The sequence below is a fragment of the Micrococcus sp. HMSC067E09 genome, assembly GCF_001812555.1.
Classification (GTDB): domain Bacteria; phylum Actinomycetota; class Actinomycetes; order Actinomycetales; family Micrococcaceae; genus Micrococcus; species Micrococcus lylae.
Window position 1 is genome coordinate 75,217 of sequence record NZ_KV809417.1, and the last position, 25,173, is coordinate 100,389.

Annotated in this window: 22 protein-coding genes; 19 read left to right on the forward strand and 3 right to left on the reverse strand. The window is 72.4% G+C overall.

What is annotated here, in order from left to right; genetic code table 11:
• The first annotated feature begins 86 nt into the window (after positions 1-86).
• The 7 genes from HMPREF2863_RS02110 to tsaD all read left to right on the forward strand — a co-directional run bounded on the left by HMPREF2863_RS02110 (position 87) and on the right by tsaD (position 6,637).
• Positions 87-449 carry a holo-ACP synthase gene (locus tag HMPREF2863_RS02110; RefSeq protein ID WP_070637587.1) on the forward strand — a complete coding sequence of 121 codons (363 nt, stop codon included), beginning with the start codon at positions 87-89 and terminating at the stop codon, positions 447-449.
• On the forward strand, positions 446-2,170 hold the full coding sequence (locus tag HMPREF2863_RS02115; RefSeq protein ID WP_070637589.1) for an NAD(P)H-hydrate dehydratase: 1,725 nt from the start codon (positions 446-448) through the stop codon (positions 2,168-2,170). The genes HMPREF2863_RS02110 and HMPREF2863_RS02115 overlap by 4 nt, the downstream gene beginning before the upstream one ends.
• Before the next feature lie 17 nt (positions 2,171-2,187).
• Positions 2,188-3,465, forward strand: coding sequence for an alanine racemase (alr, locus tag HMPREF2863_RS02120; protein ID WP_083315178.1), 1,278 nt, complete (start codon positions 2,188-2,190; stop codon positions 3,463-3,465).
• A gap of 110 nt (positions 3,466-3,575) precedes the next feature.
• Entirely contained in the window at positions 3,576-4,166 is a 591-nt protein-coding gene (gene tsaE / locus HMPREF2863_RS02125) for a tRNA (adenosine(37)-N6)-threonylcarbamoyltransferase complex ATPase subunit type 1 TsaE (RefSeq protein WP_082740105.1), read from the forward strand.
• A gap of 10 nt (positions 4,167-4,176) precedes the next feature.
• A complete protein-coding gene (gene tsaB, locus HMPREF2863_RS02130) occupies positions 4,177-4,848 on the forward strand; it encodes a tRNA (adenosine(37)-N6)-threonylcarbamoyltransferase complex dimerization subunit type 1 TsaB (RefSeq protein WP_067191670.1) in 672 nt (223 codons plus the stop codon).
• Between the two features lie 134 nt (positions 4,849-4,982).
• Complete coding sequence (locus HMPREF2863_RS02135) at positions 4,983-5,537, forward strand: GNAT family N-acetyltransferase (protein WP_070637781.1); 555 nt, start codon at positions 4,983-4,985, stop codon at positions 5,535-5,537.
• A 5-nt stretch (positions 5,538-5,542) separates the two neighbouring features.
• Positions 5,543-6,637 carry a tRNA (adenosine(37)-N6)-threonylcarbamoyltransferase complex transferase subunit TsaD gene (gene tsaD / locus HMPREF2863_RS02140; protein WP_070637591.1) on the forward strand — a complete coding sequence of 365 codons (1,095 nt, stop codon included), beginning with the start codon at positions 5,543-5,545 and terminating at the stop codon, positions 6,635-6,637.
• A 3-nt stretch (positions 6,638-6,640) separates the two neighbouring features.
• Here tsaD and HMPREF2863_RS02145 read toward each other — a convergent pair whose 3' ends face one another.
• Entirely contained in the window at positions 6,641-7,846 is a 1,206-nt protein-coding gene (locus HMPREF2863_RS02145; protein WP_070637593.1) for a glutamate--cysteine ligase, read from the reverse strand.
• Between the two features lie 274 nt (positions 7,847-8,120).
• Between HMPREF2863_RS02145 and HMPREF2863_RS02150 the strand changes: the two genes are divergently transcribed.
• From HMPREF2863_RS02150 to groL, 7 genes are all read left to right on the forward strand, one after another.
• Positions 8,121-9,482 carry a class I SAM-dependent methyltransferase gene (locus tag HMPREF2863_RS02150; protein ID WP_070637595.1) on the forward strand — a complete coding sequence of 454 codons (1,362 nt, stop codon included), beginning with the start codon at positions 8,121-8,123 and terminating at the stop codon, positions 9,480-9,482.
• A 221-nt stretch (positions 9,483-9,703) separates the two neighbouring features.
• Positions 9,704-10,738 (forward strand): siderophore ABC transporter substrate-binding protein, encoded by a 1,035-nt coding sequence (locus HMPREF2863_RS02155; protein ID WP_070637597.1) that lies wholly within the window; start codon positions 9,704-9,706, stop codon positions 10,736-10,738.
• Entirely contained in the window at positions 10,735-11,823 is a 1,089-nt protein-coding gene (locus tag HMPREF2863_RS02160) for an ABC transporter permease (protein ID WP_083315162.1), read from the forward strand. Before HMPREF2863_RS02155 ends, HMPREF2863_RS02160 begins: the two co-directional genes overlap by 4 nt.
• Positions 11,816-12,889: an iron chelate uptake ABC transporter family permease subunit gene (locus HMPREF2863_RS02165; protein ID WP_246828800.1), complete on the forward strand. Its 1,074-nt coding sequence runs from the start codon at positions 11,816-11,818 to the stop codon at positions 12,887-12,889. Before HMPREF2863_RS02160 ends, HMPREF2863_RS02165 begins: the two co-directional genes overlap by 8 nt.
• Positions 12,886-13,641 carry an iron ABC transporter ATP-binding protein gene (locus tag HMPREF2863_RS02170; RefSeq protein WP_067191680.1) on the forward strand — a complete coding sequence of 252 codons (756 nt, stop codon included), beginning with the start codon at positions 12,886-12,888 and terminating at the stop codon, positions 13,639-13,641. The genes HMPREF2863_RS02165 and HMPREF2863_RS02170 overlap by 4 nt, the downstream gene beginning before the upstream one ends.
• 293 nt (positions 13,642-13,934) lie before the next feature.
• Positions 13,935-14,231, forward strand: a complete 297-nt coding sequence (gene groES / locus HMPREF2863_RS02175; RefSeq protein WP_067191682.1) for a co-chaperone GroES — start codon at positions 13,935-13,937, stop codon at positions 14,229-14,231.
• A 107-nt stretch (positions 14,232-14,338) separates the two neighbouring features.
• The gene (gene groL / locus HMPREF2863_RS02180; RefSeq protein WP_070637601.1) at positions 14,339-15,943 is read left to right on the forward strand and encodes a chaperonin GroEL; all 1,605 of its coding nucleotides are present in this window, start codon (positions 14,339-14,341) and stop codon (positions 15,941-15,943) included.
• 208 nt (positions 15,944-16,151) lie between these two features.
• On the opposite strand, the gene HMPREF2863_RS11990 is transcribed toward groL, so the two are convergent.
• Positions 16,152-16,883 carry a hypothetical protein gene (locus tag HMPREF2863_RS11990; RefSeq protein ID WP_070637603.1) on the reverse strand — a complete coding sequence of 244 codons (732 nt, stop codon included), beginning with the start codon at positions 16,881-16,883 and terminating at the stop codon, positions 16,152-16,154.
• Positions 16,884-17,209: 326 nt separating this feature from the next.
• Complete coding sequence (locus HMPREF2863_RS02190) at positions 17,210-18,658, reverse strand: dicarboxylate/amino acid:cation symporter (RefSeq protein ID WP_070637604.1); 1,449 nt, start codon at positions 18,656-18,658, stop codon at positions 17,210-17,212.
• A 230-nt stretch (positions 18,659-18,888) separates the two neighbouring features.
• Between HMPREF2863_RS02190 and guaB the strand changes: the two genes are divergently transcribed.
• From guaB to guaA, 5 genes are all read left to right on the forward strand, one after another.
• Positions 18,889-20,433 (forward strand): IMP dehydrogenase, encoded by a 1,545-nt coding sequence (gene guaB, locus HMPREF2863_RS02195; protein ID WP_067191936.1) that lies wholly within the window; start codon positions 18,889-18,891, stop codon positions 20,431-20,433.
• A 109-nt stretch (positions 20,434-20,542) separates the two neighbouring features.
• Entirely contained in the window at positions 20,543-21,679 is a 1,137-nt protein-coding gene (locus tag HMPREF2863_RS02200) for a GuaB3 family IMP dehydrogenase-related protein (protein WP_067191937.1), read from the forward strand.
• Positions 21,680-21,769: 90 nt separating this feature from the next.
• Positions 21,770-22,744 (forward strand): SURF1 family protein, encoded by a 975-nt coding sequence (locus tag HMPREF2863_RS02205; RefSeq protein WP_070637606.1) that lies wholly within the window; start codon positions 21,770-21,772, stop codon positions 22,742-22,744.
• Between the two features lie 2 nt (positions 22,745-22,746).
• Positions 22,747-23,304 carry a DUF3817 domain-containing protein gene (locus tag HMPREF2863_RS02210; protein WP_067191948.1) on the forward strand — a complete coding sequence of 186 codons (558 nt, stop codon included), beginning with the start codon at positions 22,747-22,749 and terminating at the stop codon, positions 23,302-23,304.
• Positions 23,305-23,475: 171 nt separating this feature from the next.
• Positions 23,476-25,044: a glutamine-hydrolyzing GMP synthase gene (guaA, locus tag HMPREF2863_RS02215; RefSeq protein WP_087134149.1), complete on the forward strand. Its 1,569-nt coding sequence runs from the start codon at positions 23,476-23,478 to the stop codon at positions 25,042-25,044.
• The last annotated feature ends 129 nt before the right edge of the window (positions 25,045-25,173 follow it).

The window sequence follows — 25,173 nt, forward strand, 5'->3', positions numbered from 1 at the left end:
CGTCTTCGGCGGCCAGGACGGTCGATCCGGCAGACTGGGCGGCACAGACGTCCGTCCCGGGCGTCGCGACGCGGAAGGACTGACGGATGATCGTGGGCATCGGCGTGGACGTCGTGGACGTGGCCCGCTTCGAGCGCCAGCTGGAGCGCACCCCGGCCCTGCGCGAGCGCCTGTTCACCCCGGCCGAGCGTGACCTTCCGACGGCCTCCCTCGCCGCGCGCTTCGCGGCCAAGGAGGCGATCGCCAAGGCCCTCGGCGCCCCCGCCGGGATGCAGTGGCAGCACTGTGAGGTCCCGCGCCCGAAACATGGGGACGGCCGCCCGGAGGTGCGCCTGTCCGGCACCGTGCAGGAGTGCGCGGACCGGCTCGGCGTGACCGATTGGCACCTGACCCTCAGCCACGACGGTCCGGTGGCCGTCGCCTACTGCATCGCCGAGGCCCGCCCATGAGTGCTCTCGACTCCTTCGCCGTCTCCGGCGCCGCCGTGCGCGCGGCCGAGCGCCCGCTGCTGGACGCCGGCCACGGCGACGAGCTGATGCGCCGCGCCGCCTGGGCGTTGGCCGGGCATGTGCTCGACGTGCTGCGCGAGCGTACGGGGCGGGTGGCCGGCACAGTGGTCGCCGCCCTGGTCGGCTCGGGCAACAACGGCGGCGACGCCCTGTGGGCCCTGGCCTTCCTGCGCCGCCGCGGGGTGGCCTGTACGGCGGTCCCCACGAGCCGGGACGAGCACGGAACCCCGAGGCTCCACGCGGCCGGTGCGGCGGCCCTGCGCGCGGCAGGCGGCCGGTTCGCCGACGCCCTGCCCGCCGACGCGGACGTGGTGGTCGACGGCATCCTCGGCACCGGCGCCACCGGCGAGGTCGTCCTTCCGTCTCCGGCCCGCGCCGTCCCGGCCGGCGCCGCCGTCGTCGCCTGCGACGTGCCCACGGGGGTGGACGCGGACACCGGCGACGTGGCCGGCGAGGTCCTCTCCGCCTCCTCCACCGTCACCTTCGGCGCCCTGAAGAACGGCCTGCTCGTCGGGCCCGGTGCCGCCGCCTCCGGGGACGTGCACGTCGTGGACATCGGCCTCGGCCCGCACCTGCCCACCGAGCCCCGCGAACGGCTGGAGCTCATGGACGCCCCGCAGGCCGCCGCCCTGGTGCCGGCCCCGGCGGCGGACGCCCACAAGTACCGCCGTGGTCTGGCCTGCGTGGCCGCAGGCTCCCCGCGCTACCCGGGGGCCGCGCTGCTGTGCGCCGGCGGCGCCCTGGCCGCCGGCGCCGGGATGGTGCACCTGGCCGCCCCGGACGCCGTCCGCGCCGCGTGCCTCACCGTCTGGCCCGAGGTCGTCGGCGGGACTGAGCCCTCGGCCGCCGAGCGCACCCATGCCTGGGTCGTCGGCCCCGGCCTGGACACGGACGCCGCCGCCGGTTCGCGCCTCGACGCGGTCCTCGAGGCGGCCGTGCAGCGCCGCGGGGGCGCCGTGGTCCTGGACGCCTCCGCCCTCGAGCTCGTCACCGCCGAGGACCTGCACCGCCTGCGTGCGGCCGGCGTGCAGGCCGTCCTGACTCCGCACGCGGGGGAATGGGCGCGTCTGGGCAGCCGGCTGGGCCGGCAGACCGAGGCGACCTGCGAGGCGGAGGCGAGCGGCCGTCGTCGGGGTCCGGGGCAGGACCTGCGGGACTTCGCCGAGGCCACCGGCGCGGTGGTCCTGCTCAAGGGTCCGCAGACGCTGGTGGCCTCCCCGTCCGGTGCGCTGTGGTGCGTGCGCGAGGGCGGGCCGGAGCTGGCCGTCGCCGGCAGCGGGGACGTGCTCTCCGGCATCCTCGGCGCCGTGCTGGCGGCGGCCGTGGCACGGGCGGAACGGGCCGCCGAGGCATCGTCCGGGCCGAGCCGCCAGGGCGCCTCGGGGCCGGACACCGCCCCGGTGGACGGGGACCGGGCCGCCGCCCTCGCCGCCGCCGGTGCCTGGCTGCACGCCGCCGGCGCCGCCGGCCTGCAGCAGCAGACCCTGGTGCGCGCCAGCCAGCTGCACGAGGCCGTCGCCGCAGTCCTGGGCCGGATGTGGCGTCCGGCCCTCACCGCGCGGCGCACCGGGCCGCCCGCCGCCGGCCTGTTTGAATCGACATCGACCCGCAGCGACACCGCCCCGCAGCGGCCCGGCCGTCCGCCGGCGCTGCGCCCGTGACCACCTGGAAGGCCTCCATGAGCGAGAACCCCACCGCCGCCGACCCCGTCGGCGCCGTCACCGCGCCCACAGCGGAGGGCCCCGCCGGGCCGCCCGCCGAGCGCGCCGCGCTGGTGGACCTGGACGCGATCGCCCACAACGTGCGCACCCTGCGCGAGCGCCTCACCCGACCGGACGGCACCCGTGCCCTGCTCACGGCCGTGGTGAAGGCCGACGCCTACGGCCACGGCGCCACCCCGGTGGCCCGGGCCGCGCTCGCCGCCGGGGCGGACCGGCTCGGCGTCGCCCACGTCTCCGAGGCCCTGGCCCTGCGCGCCGCCGGGGTGGACGGCGAGATCCTCGCCTGGCTGCACACCGTCCACACGGACTTCGCCGCCGCCGTGGCCGCGGACGTCACCCTGGGCGTCTCCGGCTGGGACCTGGAGGCCGTCGCAGACGCCGCCCGCGCGGTCGGCCGCACCGCTCGCGTGCACCTGAAGCTGGACACCGGCCTGGGCCGCAACGGCGCCACCGCCGCGCAGTGGCCGCAGCTCGTGGACAGGGCCGCCGCCCTGCAGGCCGAGGGCGTGCTGTCCGTGGAGGGCATGTTCTCCCACCTGGCCGTGGCGGACGAGCCCGCACGGGCCGCCGAGACCGACGCCCAGCTGGCCGCCTTCCACGCCGGGTTCCAGCGGCTGCAGGCGGCCGGCCTCGGAGGGGACCGACCCGTGATCCGGCATCTGGCGAACACCCCGGCGGCGCTGACCCGAGACGACGTCCACCTGGACATGGTCCGCATCGGCCTCGGGATCTACGGGCTCTCCCCGTTCGAGGGCACCTCGGCCGAGCAGCTCGGCCTGCGTCCGGCCATGTCCGTGCGCACGTCCCTGGCCAACCTCAAGGAGGTCCCCGCGGACCAGGGCGTCTCCTACGGCTACCTCTACCGCACCGCCGGTCCCACCCGCCTCGGCCTGATCCCGCTGGGCTACGCGGACGGCGTCCCCCGCGTGGCGACGCACGCCCCCGTGCAGGTGGGCGGACGCCGCCTCGAGGTCGTCGGCCGCGTGGCCATGGACCAGATGGTCGTGGACCTCGGCCCCGCGGCGGACGCCTCCCGGACCGGTGAACGCGTCGGGACCCCGGTCGAGCTGTTCGGCCCTGCCTCCGGCATCCCCGCCGACGCCTGGGCCGCGGCCGCCGGCACCATCAACTACGAGCTCGTCACCCGCCTCGGCGCCCGCCTGACGCGCATCCACGTCCACGGCACGCCGGCCCTCGCCGCCGACCTGCCCGCCGTCACGGAGGGCCGCCCGTGACCGAGCACCCGCACAAGCCCACCGCCGCCTCCCACCCGGCACCGGCGCACCCCTCGGCCGAGGTGGACTCGCTGCTGCGCGGTGCCCCGGAGCCGGTGCAGACCGTGGAGCTGCCGCTGCCCGGCGCGGAGGCCACCCGGGACCTGGCGGCCGCGCTGGCCGGCCTGCTGCGTGCCGGAGACGTCCTCGTCCTCACCGGCGACCTCGGGGCCGGCAAGACGACGTTCACCCAGGGCCTGGGCCGCGGACTCGGCGTGCGCGAGGGGATCATCTCGCCCACCTTCGTGCTCTCCCGCATCCACCCGGCCGAGCACGGGGGCCCGGATCTGGTCCATGTGGACGCCTACCGCCTGCGCTCGGCCGCCGAGCTGACGGACCTGGACCTGGAGGAGTCCGTGCCGCACTCGGTCACCGTGGTCGAGTGGGGCCGCGGCCTGGCCGAGTCCCTCGCCGGGTTCCCCGCGGACCCGGACGCCTCCTGGCTGGACCTGCACCTTCTCCGCGCCACCGGCTTGGACCTGGAGGAGGACCACGACGACGGCCCGCTCGCCTCCGGCGGCATCGTCACCGACTTCTCGGATGAGGACGGCGACGGGGACGACGAGACGCGCACCGTGGTGCTCCGCGCCTACGGCCCCCGCTGGGCCGGCGCAGACCTCGCCGCCCTGGCCGACGGAGCCGGCGGCAGGGGACCGGCATAGACTGGCCGGCATGCCCACCCTGCTCGCCCTGGACACCTCCGCCGCCGCCTCGGTCGCCCTCGTGGCCGACGGTCAGACCCGTTCCTGCTGGACGGCGGCAGACACCACCTCCCACGCCGAGGCCCTGACCCCGGCGGTGCAGCAGGTCCTCGCCGAGGCCGGCGTGGACGGCAAGGACCTGGACGGCATCGCCGTGGGGGTCGGGCCCGGTCCCTTCACCGGACTGCGCGCCGGCCTGGCCACGGCCGAGGCCCTCGGCTTCGGCTGGGACGTGCCCGTCCACGGCGTCTGCAGCCTGGACGCTCTGGCGCACCGCGCGGCCGTCCACGCCTTCTCCGTGGGAGTGGAGGAGTACGTGGTGGCCATCGACGCCCGCCGCCGCGAGGTCTACTGGTCCCACCACGTGCAGGTCGGCGGCCAGGCCACCACCCTGCACGGACCCTTCGTCACCGGCGCCGCCGAGGTCACGGACCTGCCCGTCTACGGCGCCGGGGCCGGCCTCTACCCGGACCAGGTGCGTGCCGTCCCGGGCTGGGAGGACGCCGTCCCCGAGGCGGCCGCCGTCGGCGAGGTCGCCGCGTTGGCCCTGCGCCGCGGCCGCGGCCTGCGCCCGCTCACCCCGCTCTACCTGCGCGAGTCGGATGCGAAGGTCCCCGGCCCCCGCAAGCGGGCCTCCGCCTGATGGGGGAGGGCCAGCACGCAGGCGGGCCGTCCGACGGGCAGGGCCCCGGGCGCCCGGCGACGGCGCACCCTGGCGGGCCGACCGACCGCGGCGAGGCGGCCGTCGTTGTCCCCTCCGGCTTCCTGATCCGCCCGATGACCGTCTGGGACGTCCCTGAGGTGCTGCAGCACGAGCAGGTCCTCTTCCCGCTGGACGCGTGGCCGCCGGAGTTCTATCAGGCCGAGCTCGCGCAGTCCGGACCCCACGGGGCGGAGGACCTGGCCGGGCGCCCCACCACCCGCGACTACCGTGTGGTCGTCCGGGACGAGACCGCGGACGCCGCGGCCGGCCAGAACCCGGGGGACATCGTCGGCTACGGCGGCATCATGGTCGCCGGGGACATGGCGGACGTGCAGACCATCGGCACCGTCCCCGAGGCCCAGGGCCGCGGCCTGGGTGCCGCGCAGCTGGCCTGGATGGTCGCCGAAGCCGCCCACCGCGGCGCAGAGGCCCTGATGCTCGAGGTCCGCGCCTCCAACGAGCCGGCCCGCCGCCTCTACGAGCGGCACGGGTTCGCCCACATCCACACCCGCCGCCGGTACTACCCCGGCGGCGAGGACGCCCTGATCCTGCGCCGGGAGCTGACCGCCGCGGACCGGGCGACGGCCGCGCAGGCGCACAGGACCGCAGAGGGGACGGACGTAGGATGACAGCCATGCCCACCACCTCCTGCTCCCCGCTCGTGCTCGGCATCGAGACCTCCTGCGACGAGACCGGCGTGGGCATCGTGCGCGGCACGCGGCTGCTGGCCCATGAGGTCGCCTCCTCGGTGGAGGAGCACGTCCGCTTCGGCGGCGTCATCCCGGAGATCGCGGCCCGTGCGCACCTGCAGGCGCTCATCCCGACCATCCGCCGTGCGCTCGAGGCCGCCGACGTCACCCTGGACGAGCTGGACGCGATCGCCGTGACCGCCGGGCCGGGCCTGGCCGGCGCCCTCATGGTCGGCGTCTCCGGTGCCAAGGCCCTGGCGGCCGCCGCCGGCAAGCCGCTCTACGGCATCAACCACCTCGTGGCGCACGTGGGCGTCGGCCTGATCGACGGCGTCCGACCCGAGGCGTGGGGCGATGCCCTGCCCGAGGACCTCGGCGCACTGCTGGTCTCCGGCGGCCACACCGAGATCCTCAAGGTGGACTCCCTCAGCACGGACGTCACCCTGCTGGGCTCCACCATCGACGATGCCGCCGGCGAGGCCTATGACAAGGTCGCCCGGCTCATCGGCGCCGGATACCCCGGCGGCCCCGTGATCGACCGCATGGCGAAGGAGGGCGACCCCACGTCCTTCCGCTTCCCGCGCGGACTCACCGCCGGCAAGTTCGTCGGCTCGGCACAGGAGCCGGGGAAGCACCGGCACGACTGGTCCTTCTCCGGACTGAAGACCGCCGTCTCCCGCGCAGTGGAGCAGTTCGAGGCCCGGGACATGCAGGTGCCCGCCGCGGACATCGCCGCGTCCTTCCAGGAGGCCGTGGCGGACGTGATCACCGCGAAGGCCGTGCGCGCCTGCCGCGAGCACGGGATCCGGCACCTGCTGCTCGGCGGCGGCGTGGCCGCGAACTCCCGTCTGCGCGGGCTGCTGGCGGACCGCTGCCGCTCCGCCGGCATTGAGCTGACCGTCCCGCCGGTGACCCTCTGCACGGACAACGGCGCGATGGTCGCGGCGCTCGGCGCGCGCCTCGTCATGGACGGCGTGGCACCGTCTCCGGCCGGGCTCGGTGCGGACCCGGGGCTTCCGGTCCAGGTCGTCAGCGTCTGAGACTCAGTCGGCCCGTCCCTGCGCGGCGTGCAGGGACCGGCGGGTGCGGGCCGCGGCGTCGCGCACCACTGCGCGCAGCGGGGCGACGTGGTCGTCCTGGTCCTGCCCCTCGGCCGGCGGGACGGCGGAGGCCTCCTGCTCGATGCGGCGCTGCCGGTGTGCGGCGTTCTCCGCCATCATGGTGTGCACGTGGGCCAGCTGCTCCTCGCAGCCGAGCTCACGGGCCACCGGGGCCAGGCGGTCCAGCTCGTCGGACAGGTGCTCGCCCACCGGAGCCTTGGTGCCGTCCGGGGCGATGATGACCTTCGCATCCATGCCGTACCGGGCGGCGCGCCACTTGTTCTCCTGCGAGTACCACGGGGGGAGCACCGGAACGGTGGCGCCCCGCTCCAGGGAGGCGGCGAGGTCGTGGACCAGGCACTGGGTCAGGGCGGCGACGGCACCGATCTCCTCGAGGGCCGCCATGCCGTCGCACACCCGCATCTCCACCGTGCCCAGGCGCGGCACCGCGCGGACGTCCCAGCGGCACTCCGTGGCATCCTCGATCATCCCGGAGGAGACCATGTCCTCCACGCACGCGACGAACTCGTCGTACTCCTCGAACTGGAACGGCAGGCCCGCGGTGGGCAGCTGCTGGAACACCAGCGTGCGCTGGGACTGGTAGCCGGTGTCCAGGCCGGCCCAGAAGGGGGAGGAGGCGGACAGCGCCAGAAGGTGTGGGAAGCGGTTCACCAGGCCGTTGACGACGGGCATGGCCTTGGAGACGTCGTCCAGGCCGACGTGCACGTGCACGCCGAAGATGAGCATCTGCCGGCCCCAGTACTGCGTCAGCTCGACCATGCGCCCGTAGCGCTCCTTGTCCGTCACCTTCTGCATGTAGGGCTCGGCGAAAGGATGCGAGCCCTGGCAGTACAGGTGCAGGCCGCGGGCCTCGGCGGCGGACAGCACGTCTCCGGCGATCGCGCCGAGCTCGGTGACGGCCGAGTCCACGGTGCGGTGTACGCCGGTCACGAGCTCCACCGTGTTCTCCAGCAGCTCGGCGGTGACGTGCGGGTTGTCCTCCGCGTCCTCGAGGCCGGCGGCCCGGGCCATGGCCTCGATCACCTGCGGCGCTTCGGCGCGCAGGTCTCCGGTGGCCGCGTCCACGAGGGCCAGTTCCCACTCGATGCCGAGGGTGGACTGGTCGGAGTGTGCGAAGTCCAGAGTCATGCGGACATCCTACGGTCGGCCCGGCCGCCCTGGTGGCGCCTGTGACCTGGATCCCCTGTGACCTGGACCCCCGTGACCTCAGGGGCGGCGGGGCCTGGGGGCGGCGGGGCTGGAGGACAAGAGGGCCTGGGGGACGGCGGGGCAGGTGCATGCAGGGCAGCCGCACGGGCGGCGTCCGGGGGCGTCGGTGCGCCGGGGTCGGCCCGCCGTCGGTCCTGGCTGAACGCGTCCGTAGACGTCGGCCCTGGCCGAAGGCGTCCGTAGAGTGGGGTCCATGTGCGTGTCGACCTCCCGTCCCGCCGCCGCGGACTCGGTCCCGGACGCCACGGTGCTCGCCCCCGTCCTCGACCCGGAGGGGCGGGCGCTGCTGGACACGCTGCGGGCCGAGGACGCCGCGGACCCGCTGGCGACCTCCTCCCGCCTGCGGGCGGCCGGCCACTCCGCCGAGACGGTGGCCGCCGTGCTCACCCAGCTGTCTCTGCGGGCGAAGGCCGCCGCCAAGTTGGGCCCGCAGGCCTGGGAGCTGCTGCTCACCCGTGACGGGCTCGAGCAGGCCACACGCCTGGTGGTGGCAGAGCACCACGCCTCCCGCCTGGCCGCAGCAGGGGTGCGGCATGTGGCGGACCTGGGCTGCGGCATCGGGGCGGACGCCCTCGCCTTCGCCCGCGCAGGCCTGCGCGTGACCGCGGTGGAGCGGGACGCCACGGTGGCCGCGGCCGCCGCCGCGAACCTCGCGGGCAGTCCCCGCGCCGAGGTCCTCCACGCTGACGGCATCGCCTGGGCGGCGGCCCATGCCGGGCAGGTCGATGCCCTCTGGCTCGACCCGGCCCGGCGTCAGGTCACCGGCGCCGCATCCGCCTCCCGGGTGTTCGATCCGGAGGCGTTCTCACCGACTCTGACCGACGTCTTCGCGCTCGCGGAGGCCGGTCACCGTCTGGCCGTGAAGCTCGGCCCCGGCCTGCCGCACGGAACCGTCCCCGCCGGTGCGGAGGCGCAGTGGGTCTCCGCGGACGGCGAGGTCACCGAGGTCTGCCTCTACACCGGCTCCCTGGCGCGCCCCGGTGTCCGCCGGGCCGCCCTGGTGCTGCGCACGCGCGGCGAGCGTGCCGGCGCCTCGGCGGAGATCGTCAGCGCCGTGGACCGGGACGGCTCGCCGGAGCTCGACGAGGTCGGCGAGGCGGGGCTGGCCGCCCTGCCCGGTGCCGTCCTCTACGAACCGGACGGTGCGGTCATCCGCGCCGGGCTCGTCTCCGACCTCGGTGCCCGCTGGCACGACGGCGGCCACCGCCCCCGGATGCTCGACGCCCACCTCGCGTACCTCGTCGCCGACGACGCGCTGCGGACCGGCCTCGCCGACGGCTACCGCATCGAGGCCGTCCACCCGCTGAACATCAAGCACCTCAAGCGGTGGGCCCGAGAGGCCGCAGTGACCCGTCTGGACGTGAAGAAGCGCGGCGTCTCGGTCACCCCGGAGCAGCTGCGAGCCCAGCTGCTGGGAGGCGGAGGGAAGAAGAAGGCGGCCAGGTCCAAGGCGGCGGCGGGGCCGTCGTCGGGACGGGCCGGGGGACGGCACGCGACGCTGGTGCTGGCCCGGGTCGGTGAGGCCAAGGTGGCTCTCGAGGTGACGCCGCTGTAGAGGCACGGCGTGGACTCCCTCGCCCGTCGGGCGCCGATTTTTCAGCACACGCCCAGGTCAGAAGGGGTTGATGTGACCTGCGGCAGTTCGTTTGGGTCAATACGAAACAGTCATGTACGCTAATCGGGCGAGGTAAGGCATGCCTGACCTAAGGGCCTCGTCATCACACTCATCAACCGCCGGACCTTGAATCCGGCCCGTCACGAAAAGGGACCACTTCCATGGCCTTCTTCCGCCAGCGCGCCACCGGCGCCCTCGCCCTCTCCGCCGCCGCCCTCCTGGCGCTGTCCGCCTGCGCAGGAGGGGACTCCGCCTCCACGAGCAGCGGCTCCTCCGCCTCCGCCTCGCAGGCAGAGCAGGGCACCCCCGCCGCCACCGTCACGGACATGGCCGGCGACGAGGTCACGCTGCCCGAGGACCCGAAGAGCGTCATCGCCACGGACAACCGCTCCTTCCGCACCCTGGACGACTGGGGCATCGAGCTCTCCGCCGCGCCTCGTGCGCTCATGAACGGCACGGGGGTCTCCTATGAGGAGAACGACGACGTCTACGACCTCGGCTCCCATCGCGAGCCGGACATGGAGGGCTTCGTCACCGCCGAGCCGGACCTGATCATCAACGGCCAGCGGTTCTCCAGCATGAAGGAGGACATCAAGGGCCTGGCCCCGGAGGCCGCCCTCGTGGACACGAACATCGACACCGAGGCCGAGGACTTCCGGATGGACGAGGCCCTGAAGCAGCACACCACCCTGCTCGGCGAGGTCTTCGGCCACCAGGACGACGCGAAGAAGCTGATCGAGGACTTCGACGCCTCCATCGAGCGCGCCAAGGACGCCTATGACAAGGACCAGACCGTGATGGGCCTGATCGCCTCCGGCGGCAACCTCGCCTACGCGGCCCCGAGCACCGGCCGCGCGGTCGGCCCGGTGTTCGACATCCTCGGCCTGACCCCGTCCTTGGAGCAGGACGGCTCGACCAACCACATGGGAGACGACATCTCGGTCGAGGCCATCGCGCAGTCGAACCCGGACTGGATCATCGTGATGGATCGCGACGCGGCCACGAGCGCCTCGAAGGAGGCGGACTACTCCACCGCGGAGGAGCTCATCAAGCAGTCCCCGGTCCTGAAGGACGTCACGGCGGTGAAGGAGGATCAGATCATCTACCTGCCGAACAACTTCTACCTCACTGAGGACATCCAGAACTACACGACCCTCATGAACGAGATCGCAGACGCGTTCGGGAGCAAGGCATGACCTCCGCTCACACGAGCACGCAGGCGCCGGGTCCGGCAGCGGACCCGGCGCTTCGCCGTGACCCCATGGCCCGCGCCGCGGACGGTGACGACCGCTTCTGCTGGGTCCCCCCGGTGCCGGCACGGCGGCCCAAGACCCGGTGGCAGCGCACCTGGCCCCTGCTGGTCGGTGGACTGATCACCCTGGCGGTGGTGGTGACGTCCCTCTTCGTGGGCGTCTACGACGTGGTCAACGCCGAGGGCGGCTGGGCGATGTTCCAGACCACCCGCGTCCCGCGCACGGTCTCCCTCGTGCTCGCCGGATCCGCGATGGCGATGGCCGGCCTGGTGATGCAGCTGATGACGCAGAACAGGTTCGTGGAGCCCACCACCACGGGCACCACCGAGTGGGCGGGCCTGGGCCTGCTCATCACGCTGATCCTGTTCCCGGGCGCCCCGCTGATGGTCCGCATGGTCGGGGCCATCGTGTTCGCGCTGGTGGGCACGCTCGTGTTCTTCCTCTTCCTGCGGCGGGTGACCCTGAAGTCCTCGCTGATCGTGCCGATCGTGGGCATCATGCTCGGCGCCGTCGTGGGGGCGGCCTCCACGTTCCTGGCCCTGGAGACGGACATGCTCCAGCAGGTGGGGCAGTGGTTCAACGGCTCCTTCACGTCCGTCGTCGGCAGCCGCTACCTGCCGATGTGGGCCACCCTCGTGGTCCTCGTGGCCGTGTTCGTGATCGCCGACCGCTTCACCGTGGCGGGCCTCGGCAAGGACATCGCCACGAACGTCGGCCTCAACTACACGGCGGTGGTCTTCACCGGCGTCACCATGGTGGCGCTGGTGACCGGCGTGACCACCGTGGTCATCGGCTCCCTGCCGTTCCTCGGGCTCGTGGTGCCGAACCTGGTGTCCATGGTCCGCGGCGACGACCTGCGGTCGAACCTGCCGTGGGTGTGCATGGTCGGCGTGTGGATCGTGGGCGTCTGCGACATCCTCGCCCGCGTGGTCATCGCCCCGTTCGAGGTGCCCGTGTCCGTCATCCTGGGCATCGTCGGCGCCGGCGTTTTCGTGTTCCTGCTCGTGAGGAGGCGCCGCGGTGCCTGACGTGCTCAAGACCTCCAGCGCCGGACCGGACTCCGTGCAGGCCCCCGCCTCCACGGCGGACAGGCCGCGCCAGTCCGGGCCGTTCACCGACTCCCGCCACCGCACCCGGTACATCCTGCTGGTCGCGGCGCTCGTGCTGGTCTCGGCCGGCTCCACCCTCGGCATCCTGCTCTGGGACAACAAGGCCGCCCCGGGCACCCGGGCCTTCGAGCTGATCGTCGGCATGCGCATGGACGCGCTGGTGGTGATCGCCGTCGTCGCGTTCTGCCAGGCCTTCGCCACGGTCTCCTTCCAGACCGCCACGGGCAACCGGATCATCACGCCCTCGATCATGGGCTTCGAAGCCCTGTACACGGTCATCCAGACCGCCACCGTCTTCTTCCTGGGCGCCGCGGGCCTGACGCTCTTCGCCGGGGGAGCGCAGTTCTTCCTCCAGGCCGGCGCCATGGTCCTGTTCGCCACGGCGCTCTACACGTGGCTGCTCTCCGGCCGGCTCGGATCGATCCACATCATGCTGCTGGTGGGCGTCGTGATCGGCGGCGGCCTCGGCTCGCTGTCCTCCTTCATGCAGCGCATCATGGACCCCAACGAGTTCGACCTGCTCACCGCCCGCCTGTTCGGCAACATCGGCAACGCGGACACGGCCAACCTGAAGTACGTCATCCCGATCGTCGCGGTGACCGGCCTGGTGATCTGGCTGCGGGCCCGCCGCATGAACCTGGTGGCGCTCGGTGCAGACGTGACCAACAACCTGGGGCTGAACCACAAGCGGGAGGTCATGGTCTCGCTCTTCCTGGTGTCCGTGCTCATGTCCATGACCACCTCACTGATCGGCCCGATGACCTTCCTCGGGTTCCTCGTGGCCACCCTGGCCTACTCGGCCACGGACACCTACGACCATCGGCTGGTGCTGCCGGTCGCGTTCCTCATCGGCTATGCGATCCTCTCCACCGCCTACTTCGTGCTGCGGCACGTCTTCTACGCCCAGGGCGCGGTGACGGTGATCATCGAGCTCGTGGGCGGACTCGTCTTCCTGTTCGTCATCATGCGGAAGGGCCGCCTGTGATCACCCTCGAGAACGTCTCCAAGACCTACGGCGCCGAGACGACCATCGGCCCGGTGTCCTTCGAGATCCCCGCCGGCGGCGTGACCGCCCTGGTCGGCCCCAACGGCGCCGGCAAGTCCACCGTGCTCACCATGATGGGCCGCCTCCAGGAGGTGGACTCCGGCACCATCACGGTGAACGGCAGGGACATCACCGGCACCTCGTCCCGGGAGCTGGCGAAGACCCTGGCGATCCTGCGTCAGGAGAACCACTTCATCACCCGCCTCACGGTCCGCCAGCTGGTGGGCTTCGGCCGCTACCCGTACTCCAGGGGCCGCATCACGGTGGAGGACGAGAAGTACATCTCCGAGGCCATCGACTTCCTCAATCTCACCGCGTATGAGAACCGCTACCTGGACCAGCTCTCCGGCGGTCAGCGCCAGCGGGCCTACGTGGCCATGGTGTTGGCGCAGGACACGGACTACGTGCTGTTGGACGAGCCGCTGAACAACCTGGACATGCAGCACTCGGTGCAGATGATGAAGCAGCTGCGCCGCACCGCGGACGTCCTCGGCCGCACCGTGGTGATCGTCATGCACGACATCAACTTCGCCGCCGCCTATGCGGACCAGATCGTCGCCATGAACGACGGCCGGGTCTCCACGGTCGGCACCCCGGCCGAGATCATGCGCCCGGACGTGCTCCAGGGCATCTTCCACACCCCCTTCGAGGTCGTGGACGGCCCGGCCGGCCCGCTCGCCGTCTACTACTGAGCACTGCGTCGGCGACGACGGCCCCCCTCCCCGTCCCTTCCTCCTCGCCCCGGTGCGGGGACGGACGGAGGCGAGGGGGCGTCGTCGTGCCCCGGCGAGGGCGCCGGCAGGCGCGCGTGCACGCCCTCAGCGGACAGCTGGCACTCGCCTTGACCGAGTGCCAGGCGGGTTCCTAGAGTCATGGGTGTTGGCACTCGGGCCCTCCGGGTGCCAAGAATCCAGAACACCTCTGCCATCCGGCACCCGCGACGACGGTTCGGCAGTGACGAGTCGAAGAAGAAGGAGTGTGCAGCATGTCTGTCTCCATCAAGCCCCTCGAGGACCGCATCGTTGTCCGCCCGCTCGAGGCCGAGCAGACCACCGCGTCCGGCCTCGTGATCCCGGACACCGCCAAGGAGAAGCCGCAGGAGGGCCAGGTCGTGGCCGTCGGCCCGGGCCGCGTCGCCGAGAACGGCAACCGCGTGCCGGTGGACGTCGCCGAGGGCGACGTCGTCCTGTACTCCAAGTACGGCGGCACCGAGGTGAAGGTGAACGGCGAGGAGTACCTGGTGCTCTCCGCCCGCGACGTGCTGGCTGTCGTCACCAAGTGACCCGCCGCGACGGGCCCGGCGAGCGGCGCGCACCGCACCGGTGCGCGCGCCCCGGGCCCCTCGCGTCTTCGCACCCTCTGACTCCCTGAATGAAAGGAGCGTCCGTCATGGCCAAGCAGCTGGCTTTCAACGACGACGCACGCCGCGCCCTCCAGGCCGGCATCGACAAGCTCGCCGACACCGTCAAGGTCACCCTCGGCCCCAAGGGCCGCAACGTCGTCCTGGACAAGGCCTGGGGCGCGCCCACCATCACCAACGACGGCGTGACCATCGCCCGTGAGGTGGAGCTGGACGACCCCTACGAGAACATGGGCGCCCAGCTCGCCAAGGAGGTCGCCACCAAGACCAACGACATCGCCGGCGACGGCACCACCACCGCCACCGTCCTGGCCCAGGCCCTCGTGAACGAGGGCATGCGCCAGGTGGCCGCCGGTGCCGCCCCGAACGAGGTCAAGAAGGGCATCGCGACCGCCGTGGCCGCCGTCGAGCGCCGCCTGCTCGAGAACGCCCGCCCGGTCGCGGGCAAGGAGGTGGCCCACGTGGCCGCCATCTCCGCCCAGAACGACGAGGTCGGCGAGCTGCTGGCCCGCGCCTTCGACACCGTCGGCACCGACGGCGTCATCACCATCGAGGAGTCCTCCACGACCTCCACCGAGCTGGACGTGACCGAGGGCATGCAGTTCGACAAGGGCTTCCTGTCCCCGTACATGGTGACCGACGCCGAGCGCCAGGAGGCCGTCCTCGAGGACGCCTACGTGCTCATCAACTCCGGCAAGATCTCCAACGTGCAGGAGCTGCTGCCCCTGCTGGAGAAGGTCCTGCAGTCCAACAAGCCGCTGTTCGTGATCGCCGAGGACGTCGAGGGCGAGGCCCTCTCCACCCTGGTGGTCAACAAGATCCGCGGCACCCTGAACGTGGTGGCCGTGAAGGCTCCGGGCTTCGGCGACCGCCGCAAGGCGATGATGCAGGACATCGCGATCCTCACCGGCGCCCAGGTGGTCTCCCCGGACCTGGGCATGAAGCTGGAGCAGGCCGACCTGGACGTGCTGGGCACCGCCCGCCGCGTCACCGTCACCAAGGACTCCACCACCATCGTGGACGGCGGCGGCGCCGCCGACGAGGTGGAGGCCCGTGTGGCCCAGATCAAGGCCGAGGCCGCCGCCACCGACTCTGACTGGGACAGGGAGAAGCTCCAGGAGCGCCTGGCCAAGCTCGCCGGCGGCGTCGGCGTGATCCGCGTGGGCGCCGCCACCGAGGTGGAGCTCAAGGAGCGCAAGCACCGCATCGAGGACGCCGTGTCCTCCACCCGTGCGGCCCTGGAGGAGGGCATCGTCGCCGGCGGCGGCACCGCCCTCATCAACGCCCTGGCCGTCCTGGACGAGGACGAGGCCGTCCAGGGGCTGACCGACGACGCGCTCGTGGGTGTGGACATCGTCCGCAAGGCCCTGAAGCAGCCGCTGCGCTGGATCGCCCAGAACGCCGGGGAGGACGGCTACGTGGTCGTCTCCAAGGTTGCGGAGATGGAGCCCAACCAGGGCTTCAACGCCAAGACCGGCGTGTACGGAGACCTGATCGCCGACGGCGTGGTCGACCCGGTGAAGGTGACCCGTTCGGCCCTGGCCAACGCCGCCTCCATCGCCGCCCTGGTGCTCACCACCGAGACCCTCGTGGCGGACAAGCCGGAGGACGACGAGGACGACCACCAGCACTGACGCCCGTCACGGCCTGCAGCAGCCGCGTCCGCTCGCGACGTCGCCCCCGTGCCATCCGTATCGATGGCGCGGGGGCGACCATCCTGCCGGTCCCGCAATACCCCGCTACTCCTTGAGCGAGGCTCGGCCGGCTCGACCACAGACGCAGACGACGAAGGGTCCCAGCAATTCCTTGCTGGGACCCTTCGTGGTGCTCAGGCTTGCCGTATCACCAGATGCCGTTGGTGGAGTTGGCGTACTGGATTCCGGAAGTGGTGTTTCCGCTCGTCCGGGAGTCGAGGGTCGCACCGGCGGCGAGCTGACCGGAGCCCTTGGGGCCGGTGTAGGACCAGACGACCGGGCTCGTCCACGTGCTGAGCTTCTCGTTGTAGTAGTCGATGCAGTCGGCCGAGACGCCCTTTTCCAGGAGCGACTCGAACGTGGGCGCATCTGAGCCGGTGCTCGGGGTCACCAGGAGCGCATCATGGATACGGCCCCGACCGGTGGCGCCGTCACCGAAGCCGATCGCGATGTCCGCCTCGTTGTCGCCCAGGCCGGCACCCGGAAGCTTGCCCGAGAAAGTCCACTGGATCTTCGCGTCTCGGCCACCGACGGGGACGGGCGAGGAGCCGCGTTCGGTCTGAGACCAGGTGCGCGAACCCCAGGAGGTGCGGACCCCGGTGATGTCACGCACGTTGGTCACGGAGAGCTCGTTCACGCGGACCACGTCGATGGCCACCTTGAGGGGGTTCGTCTTGGTGAACGTGTAGGTGCACCGGGAGAGGTTCTTGATGTTGACGTAGGCATCGGTGGCGAAGCCATCGCCAGCGTTGAGCGGCTGGTAGAAGTTGATCTCGAGCTTGAGCGGAGCTCCGTTGCACGTCAGTGCGGCGGTGGCGTCCGCGAAGGCCTGATCGATGATCGTCTTGCTCTCGGCCGTGCAGGTGGGGGAGGCGGCCATGGCGGGGGCCGCGGCGGCGACCGCGACGGGGGCACCGACCAGGCGATGCCCTGTGCGACGGAACGACGGGAAAGGTTCTCGGTCATGGGAATCCTTCGGGAATGGCAGGGAAACCGACGGATCGGGCCATCAGGGATGTATCTGACGCTTACGCCGTCGCCCCCAATGTACCCCACTCCCATAGCGAAAAGGTCTATGAATTCGCTATGAAGGCGCGGCTCGGTTGACGGGCGGGCCGGAAGGGCGGTGCCGGGGCCGGTCCGCGCAGGCGGCCCGGCGACGGCGGCCCGGCGACGGCGCGCGGGCGCCGTCGCCGCCGCCGTGCCTCAGCGAGCGGAGACGGGGGAGCGAGCATCATCGTGGCGGCGGGCGTCCACGATCTCCTCCTCGTCCTCCATGATGTCTGCGCGCTCGGCGTTGTAGCGGTCCAGGTCGAGGATGTGCTCCTGCTTGGCCACGAGTGCCGGGATGAGCGCCTGGCCGGCCACGTTGGTGGCGGTGCGGCCCATGTCCACGATCGGGTCCACGGCCAGCAGCAGGGCCATGCCCTCGAGCGGCAGCCCCGCGGTGGACAGGGTCAGCGTGAGCATCACGGTGGCGCCGGTGGTGCCCGCGGTGGCGGCCGAGCCCAGGACGGAGACCAGGACGATCAGCGCGTACTGGCCCAGCGAGAGGTCGATGCCGAAGAACTGCGCCACGAACAGGGCGGCGATCGCCGGGTAGATCGAGGCGCAGCCGTCCATCTTGGTGGTGGCGCCCAGCGGCACGGCGAAGGAGGCGTAGCCGGTGGGGACGCCGAAGTTCCGCTCGGCCACGCGCTGGGTCACCGGCAGGGTGCCGATGGAGGAGCGGGACACGAACCCGAGCTGCACCGCGGGCCACACGCCGGAGAAGTACTGGCGCACCGAGAGGCCGTGCAGCTTCGCCAGGGCCGGGTAGAGCACGAAGAGCACCAGGGCGAGGCCGAGGTAGATCGCGACCACGAACTTCACCAGCGTGCCCATGGTGGTCCAGCCGTAGGAGGCCACCGCGTTGCCGAGCAGGCCCACGGTCCCCAACGGGGCCAGACGGATGATCCACCACAGGACCTTCTGGATCACGGCCAGCACGGAGCGGGAGAAGGACAGGAACGGCTCGGCCTTCGCGCCGACCTTGAGCGCTGCCACGCCGACGGCGATGGAGACGACCAGCACCTGCAGCACGTTGAAGTCCGGCGAGACGGAGACGGCACCGGACTCGGCCACGGACGCGGAGGCCTCCAGGCCGAGGAAGTTCGCCGGGATCAGGCCCTTGAGGAAGTCGAGCCAGCCGACCTCGCGGGCGGTGTAGTCGGTGGGGGCCTGCTGTCCGGTGCCGACGCCCGGCTGCACCACGGCGCCGACGGCGACGCCGATCAGCACGGAGACCAGCGAGGTCAGGGCGAACCAGAGCAGGGTCTTCGCCGCCAGGCGGGCGGCGTTGGTCACCTGCGCCAGGTTGGCGATCGAGGCGACCACCGCGAAGAACACGAGCGGCACCACGGTGGCGCGCAGCAGGGAGATGTAGGACGAGCCCAGGGTGGCCAGGCCCTCGCCCAGCCACGTGGGGGTGTCCTCGGTGTGGCCGGTGGCGCGGGCGAGCAGGCCCAGGGCCAGGCCCACCACCAAGGCGATGAGGATCTGCGGGCCGAAGCGCGTGTACCACGCGGAGGGTCGGGGGCGGTCGGAGGCACGCGCGGCCGCCTGCTCGGGGGCGTCCGAGCGCGGGGGCGTGGGGGAGGCGTTCTGCGAAGTCATCGGGCGACGATAGGCCGGGTGCGGGGCAGGGAGCGGCCGGGGGGTCATCCAGGGCAACAGTCGTGATCGTGGACACCAGGCGACGTGCTCGGGCCGTCGGGCGGGCCGACGGCGGCAGGTGAGCTTCCCCACCCCACGGCCGCCCCGTGTGTGCGCGGTCGTAGACTGTCAGGCACCGGTGCTGCGCGCCGGTGCCTGATGCCGTCTCCCGCTCGAAAGGTTCTGCGCCCGTGAACGTCACGTCCTCTGGTCCGTCGCCGGATCCCGTCGCCACCGCCGCCGACCCGTTCGGGTTCTTCGGCCTCACCTACGACGACGTCCTGCTGCTGCCGAACGCCACGGACGTCATCCCGGCCGACGCCGACACCTCGACGCGCCTGACCCGGCGGATCAGCCTCAACATCCCCATCATCTCTGCGGCGATGGACACCGTGACCGAGGCGCCGCTGGCCATCGCCATGGCCCGCCAGGGCGGCATGGGCATCATCCACCGCAACCTGTCCATCGAGGACCAGGCCTCCCACGTGGACCGCGTGAAGCGCTCCGAGTCCGGCATGATCACCGACCCGGTGACCATCGGCCCGGACGCCTCCCTCGCCGAGCTGGACGAGCTGTGCGCCCGGTACCGCGTCTCCGGCCTGCCGGTGGTGGCCGAGGACCGCACCCTGCTGGGCATCATCACCAACCGGGACACCCGCTTCATCCCGCAGGAGGAGTGGCAGACCCGCACGGTCGAGACCGCCATGACCCGCATGCCGCTGGTCACGGCCCGTGAGGGCATCTCCCGCGAGGAGGTGCTCGAGCTCTTCTCGCACAACCGGGTGGAGAAGCTGCCGCTGGTGGACCGCAAGGACCGCCTCACCGGCCTGATCACCATCAAGGACTTCGACAAGGCATTGAAGTACCCGGACGCCGCGAAGGACGAGGAGGGCCGCTTGCGCGTCGGCGGCGCCGTCGGCTTCTTCGGCGACGGCTGGGAGCGGGCCATGGCGCTCGTCGAGGCGGGCGTGGACGTGCTCGTGGTGGACACCGCGAACGGCCACACCCACGGTGTGCTGGACATGATCGCCCGCCTGAAGAAGGAGAAGTCCGCCCGGCACGTGGACGTCATCGGCGGCCAGGCCGCGACCTACGCCGGGGCCAAGGCCATCGTGGACGCCGGGGCGGACGCCGTGAAGGTCGGCGTGGGCCCGGGCTCCATCTGCACCACCCGCGTGGTCGCCGGCGTCGGCGTCCCGCAGATCACCGCCATCTACGAGGCCGCCAAGGCCGCGATCCCGGCCGGCGTGCCGCTGATCGCCGACGGCGGCCTGCAGCACTCCGGGGACATCGGCAAGGCCCTCGTGGCCGGCGCCGACTCCGTGATGCTCGGCTCCCTGCTCGCCGGCACCGCAGAGTCCCCGGGCGACCTGGTCTTCTACCAGGGCAAGCAGTTCAAGGCCTACCGCGGCATGGGCTCCCTGGGCGCCATGCAGACCCGCAACGGCCAGCGCTCCTTCTCCAAGGACCGCTACTTCCAGGCCGACGTGCCGAGCGAGGACAAGCTGATCCCCGAGGGCATCGAGGGCCAGGTTCCCTACCGCGGCCCGGTGGGCGCCGTGGTCCACCAGCTGGTGGGCGGCCTGCGCCAGACCATGTTCTACACCGGCTCGGAGACCGTGCCCCAGCTCAAGGAGCAGGGCCGCTTCGTGCGCATCACCGCGGCGGGGCTGAAGGAGTCCCACCCGCACGACATCATGATGACCGTCGAGGCGCCGAACTACCGAGGCCACTGACACCGGCCGGCCGCACCGGCCGAAAGCGCCGCCGCGAGGGGTGGGACCGCACCGGTCCCGCCCCTCGTCGCATGTCTGCACCGGCGCGGCTCTCGACTACCCTGGAGGGGTGAGCAACGAGATCGAGATCGGACGTGGCAAGCGTGGCCGTCGGGCCTTCTCCCTGGACGACGTGTCGGTGGTCCCGGCGCGTCGCACGCGTGACCCCGAGGACGTGAACCTGTCCTGGCAGATCGACGCCTTCACGTTCGACATGCCGGTGATCGGCGCCCCGATGGACTCCGTGATGTCCCCGGACACGGCCATCGCCCTGGGCCGGCTCGGCGGCCTCGGCGTCCTCAACCTCGAGGGGCTGTGGACCCGTCACGAGGACCCGACCTCCCTGCTGGAGGAGATCGCCTCCCTGCCGGACGAGCCGGGCAGCCCTGAGGTCACCCGCCGCCTCCAGGAGATCTACTCCGCGCCGATCCGTGCCGAGCTGATCACCGAGCGTCTGAACCGGATCCGCGAGTCCGGCGTCGTCGTAGCCGGCTCGCTCACCCCGCAGCGCACGCAGGAGTTCTACCGCACGGTCGTCGAGGCCGGCGTCGACCTGTTCGTCATCCGCGGTACCACCGTCTCGGCCGAGCACGTCTCGACCGCCAAGGAGCCGCTGGATCTGAAGAAGTTCATCTACGAGCTCGACGTCCCGGTGATCGTCGGCGGCGCGGCCGGCTACACACCGGCGCTGCACCTGATGCGCACCGGCGCGGCCGGCGTGCTCGTCGGCTTCGGCGGCGGCGCGTCCTCCACGACCCGCCGCGCACTGGGCATCCGCGTGCCGATGGCCACCGCCGTCTCGGACATCGCCGAGGCCCGCCGCGACTACATGGACGAGTCCGGCGGCCGCTACGTGCACGTGATCGCCGACGGCGGTCTGGGCACCTCCGGCGACATCGTCAAGGCGATCGCCATGGGCGCCGACGCCGTCATGCTCGGCGCCACCCTGGCCCGCGCTACGGACGCCCCGGGCGGCGGATGGCACTGGGGCGGCGAGGCCGCCCACCCGGTGCTTCCGCGCGGCCACCGCACCCGCGTCGGCCAGGCGGCTCCGCTCGAGGAGCTGCTCTGGGGCCCGGGGCGCCAGACCGACGGCACCACGAACCTCATGGGCGCCCTCAAGGCGGCCATGGCGACCTCCGGCTACACCGAGCTCAAGGACTTCCAGAAGGTCGAGGTCATCGTGAACCCGGCCGTCGGCGCCTGAGCCCCGCACCGGCCCCTGCCCGGCAGGGGCCTCCGGAGCCGCCCCTCCGGCACCCGCCACCGTCCCCGACCCCCTTCGGAGCTGAACCGCGTGCTGCGCACCGCCCTGAAGCCGTTCTGGCTGCTGATGCTCGTGCTGACGATCGTGGTGTCCGGCGTGTTCGTCTACCTGTCCAAGTGGCAGTTCGAGAGCGCCGAGACCGCTGCGCCGCCCCCGCGCGAGCAGACGGAGAACGCGGTCCCGCTCGTGGGCCACATCAACCCCGCCGAGCCGCTGCTGGCCTCCCAGGCGGACCAGGTGCTCGAGTTCTCCGGCACCTTCCTGCCGGACACGGACGTCGTGGTGGACAACCGCCTCCTGCGGGGAGAGGACGGCTACTGGGTGGTCTCCGCCTTCCGCCCGGACGAGGCGCCGGAGGGCGCCCCCGAGGGCATCGTCATGCCGGTCGTGCGCGGCTGGTCCGCGGACGCCGCCGCGGCCGACCCCGCCCCGGAGGGCGAGGTGACCGTCACCGGCCGCCTGCTGCCGCCCGAGGGGCCGCTGCCGCGGGTGAAGGACGGGCCGGACACCGGCGGCCGCATCCTCGTGGACAGCCTCTCGGCGGCCCAGCTGACGAACTTCTGGGACGTGCCCTCCTACGCCGCGTTCGTCGCGGCCTTCGAGGTCGTGGACGCCGCCGGCGCGGACGTGGGCGTCGGCGCCGCCGAGGGCGGCCTGGAGCCGGTGTGGGTCGCGCCGCAGCCGGACGAGACCACCATCGTGTGGCTCAACGTCTTCTACGCCGTCGAGTGGATCATCTTCGCCGGCTTCGCCCTGTACCTGTGGTGGCGCTTCGTCCGTGACGACCACGCCCGCGAACTGCGCGAGGCCGAGCTCGACGCCGAGTGGGAACGGACCTGGCGCGCCGAGGAGCTCGAGCGACGCCGTGCCGAGGCGGCCCGGGCCAAGGAGGAGGCCCGCCGCGCCTACGCCGCCTACCACGGCCTCGACGCGGCGATCCCCGCAGACCAGACCCCCGCAGACCGCAGCCCCGGGGCCGGACGCCCCGACGCACCCCAGGAGTGAGCATGAGCCAGGACCACCCGACCCCGGACCCCCGCCACGAGCCGGTCGACCCGGACACCCTGCCGGACCCGGAGGACATCACCGAGGACGACCTCGGCCCCGCCCCCGCCCGCCCCCAGACGCGCCGCCGCTTCGCCGGCACCCGCCAGCAGATCCGTGGGGCCAAGACCTTCTACAAGGTCTGTGCGTGGATCACCGGCGTCATGCTGCTGCTGCTCGTGGCGGAGATGATCGCGAAGTACGGCTTCGGCAACGAGATCTTCGCCGGCGGGGTCACCGCGGACGGCGTGGAGAACACCGTCGGCTTCCACCCGGAGGACTCGGTCACCGGGGGAGTGAACCTCTCCAGCGCCATCCTCATCGCCCACGGCTGGATGTACGTGGTCTACCTGTTCGCCGGCTTCCGCGTGTGGAACTTCATGCGCTGGAACCCGCTGCGGCTGTTCCTCATGGCCGGCGGCGGCGTGGTCCCGTTCCTGTCCTTCATCGTGGAGAAGAAGATCGACCGGGACGTCGAGGCCGAGCTGCACCGCTTCCCGGACGCCGCCCTCCGCTACTGACCCGCCCCCGGCGCCCCGGCGGGGCGCCCGAGACTTGCCCACGACGGCGTCGGCTCACCAGAGCCGGGTGCGCGGCCGTCGTCGTCCCCCCGCCTCCGGTGGCTCGACTATCCTGGACGGGTGACTGAGAACGCACCCCTTGAGGAGAACGCCACCGAGCTGGCCGAGGTGATGCCGACCGTCCTGGTGCTGGACTTCGGCGCACAGTATGCACAGCTGATCGCCCGCCGCGTACGCGAGGCCAACGTCTACTCCGAGGTCGTCCCGGCCTCGACCCCCGCCGAGCAGATCCTGGCCCGCAAGCCTGCGGCGCTGGTGCTCTCGGGCGGCCCGTCCTCGGTTTACGAGGAGGGCGCCCCCCAGCTCGATCCGGCGCTGCTGGAGGCCGGCGTGCCCGTGCTCGGCCTCTGCTACGGCTTCCAGTCCATCGCGCATGCGCTGGGCGGCACCGTGGCGAAGACCGGCACCCGCGAGTACGGCTCGACGCGCCTGGAGACCGTGGAGTCCGACTCCGTGCTCTTCGCCGGCCAGGACGACGACCAGGTGGTCTGGATGTCCCACGGCGACGCCGTCACCGCGGCCCCGGAGGGCTTCGCCGTCACCGCCACCACCTCCGGTGCGCCGGTCGCGGCGTTCGAGGACCGCGAGCGCCGCATCTTCGGCGTGCAGTGGCACCCGGAGGTCGGCCACTCCTCGCGCGGCCAGGAGGTCATCTCCCGCTTCCTGCACGAGGGCGCCGGCCTGGGCTCGGACTGGACCGCCACGAACGTGATCGACGAGCAGGTCGCCCTGATCCAGGAGCAGATCGGCGACGCCCGCGCGATCTGCGCCCTCTCCGGCGGCGTGGACTCCGCCGTGGCCGCCGCCCTGGTGCAGCGCGCCATCGGCGACCGCCTGACCTGTGTCTACGTGGACCACGGCCTCATGCGACAGGACGAGTCCGCACAGATCGAGAAGGCCTTCGGCGAGTCCACCGGCGGCGCCCGCCTGATCATGGTCGACGCCCGCGAGGACTTCCTGAGCGCCCTCGCCGGCGTCACGGATCCCGAGCAGAAGCGCAAGATCATCGGCGAGCGGTTCATCCGCACCTTCGAGAAGGCCCAGGCGGACATCGTCCGGGAGTCCGCGGACGACCCGCACGCCCCGGACGTGAAGTTCCTGGTGCAGGGCACCCTGTATCCGGACGTCGTCGAGTCCGGAGGCGGCGACGGCACGGCGAACATCAAGTCGCACCACAACGTGGGCGGCCTGCCGGATGACATCGAGTTCGAGCTCTGCGAGCCGCTGCGCGCCCTGTTCAAGGACGAGGTCCGTGCCGTCGGCTCCGAGCTGGGACTGCCGGACGAGATCGTCTGGCGCCAGCCGTTCCCGGGCCCGGGCCTGGGCATCCGCATCATCGGCGAGGTCACCGCCGAGCGCCTGGACCTGCTGCGCGCCGCCGATGCGATCGTGCGCGCCGAGATGACCGCCGCCGGCCTGGACCGTCACATCTGGCAGTGCCCGGTGGTGCTCCTGGCAGATGTCCGGTCCGTGGGCGTCCAGGGCGACGGCCGCACCTACGGCCATCCGATCGTGCTGCGCCCGGTCACCTCCGAGGACGCCATGACCGCGGACTGGGCGCGCATCCCCGAGGACGTGCTCGCCCGGATCTCCAACCGCATCACCAACGAGGTCGACGGGGTCAACCGCGTGGTCCTCGACATCACCAGCAAGCCGCCGGGCACCATCGAGTGGGAGTGAGCGGCCGGGGCGACCGCCGTGGGCTCGGGCCCTGAGGGTCCCTGCCCGCGGCGGTCGCGCCGCCGTTCCCGCCCCGTCCGACACCGCCCGACGACCTCGCATCCCGCGCACCGCCCCCGCGTGGACCAG

Bases quoted from the DNA above. Each gene is read 5' to 3' on its own strand.
- groES (WP_067191682.1), top strand. From the start codon at position 13,935: ATGTCTGTCTCCATCAAGCCCCTCGAGGACCGCATCGTTGTCCGCCCG.
- HMPREF2863_RS02145 (WP_070637593.1), bottom strand. From the start codon at position 7,846: ATGACTCTGGACTTCGCACACTCCGACCAGTCCACCCTCGGCATCGAG.
- guaA (WP_087134149.1), top strand. From the start codon at position 23,476: ATGCCGACCGTCCTGGTGCTGGACTTCGGCGCACAGTATGCACAGCTG.
- HMPREF2863_RS02110 (WP_070637587.1), top strand. From the start codon at position 87: ATGATCGTGGGCATCGGCGTGGACGTCGTGGACGTGGCCCGCTTCGAG.
- HMPREF2863_RS02135 (WP_070637781.1), top strand. From the start codon at position 4,983: ATGACCGTCTGGGACGTCCCTGAGGTGCTGCAGCACGAGCAGGTCCTC.
- HMPREF2863_RS02160 (WP_083315162.1), top strand. From the start codon at position 10,735: ATGACCTCCGCTCACACGAGCACGCAGGCGCCGGGTCCGGCAGCGGAC.
- HMPREF2863_RS11990 (WP_070637603.1), bottom strand. From the start codon at position 16,883: ATGGCCGCCTCCCCCACCTGCACGGCCGAGAGCAAGACGATCATCGAT.
- HMPREF2863_RS02115 (WP_070637589.1), top strand. From the start codon at position 446: ATGAGTGCTCTCGACTCCTTCGCCGTCTCCGGCGCCGCCGTGCGCGCG.
- HMPREF2863_RS02155 (WP_070637597.1), top strand. From the start codon at position 9,704: ATGGCCTTCTTCCGCCAGCGCGCCACCGGCGCCCTCGCCCTCTCCGCC.
- tsaB (WP_067191670.1), top strand. From the start codon at position 4,177: ATGCCCACCCTGCTCGCCCTGGACACCTCCGCCGCCGCCTCGGTCGCC.
- HMPREF2863_RS02190 (WP_070637604.1), bottom strand. From the start codon at position 18,658: ATGACTTCGCAGAACGCCTCCCCCACGCCCCCGCGCTCGGACGCCCCC.
- alr (WP_083315178.1), top strand. From the start codon at position 2,188: ATGAGCGAGAACCCCACCGCCGCCGACCCCGTCGGCGCCGTCACCGCG.
- tsaD (WP_070637591.1), top strand. From the start codon at position 5,543: ATGCCCACCACCTCCTGCTCCCCGCTCGTGCTCGGCATCGAGACCTCC.
- groL (WP_070637601.1), top strand. From the start codon at position 14,339: ATGGCCAAGCAGCTGGCTTTCAACGACGACGCACGCCGCGCCCTCCAG.
- HMPREF2863_RS02150 (WP_070637595.1), top strand. From the start codon at position 8,121: ATGTGCGTGTCGACCTCCCGTCCCGCCGCCGCGGACTCGGTCCCGGAC.
- HMPREF2863_RS02210 (WP_067191948.1), top strand. From the start codon at position 22,747: ATGAGCCAGGACCACCCGACCCCGGACCCCCGCCACGAGCCGGTCGAC.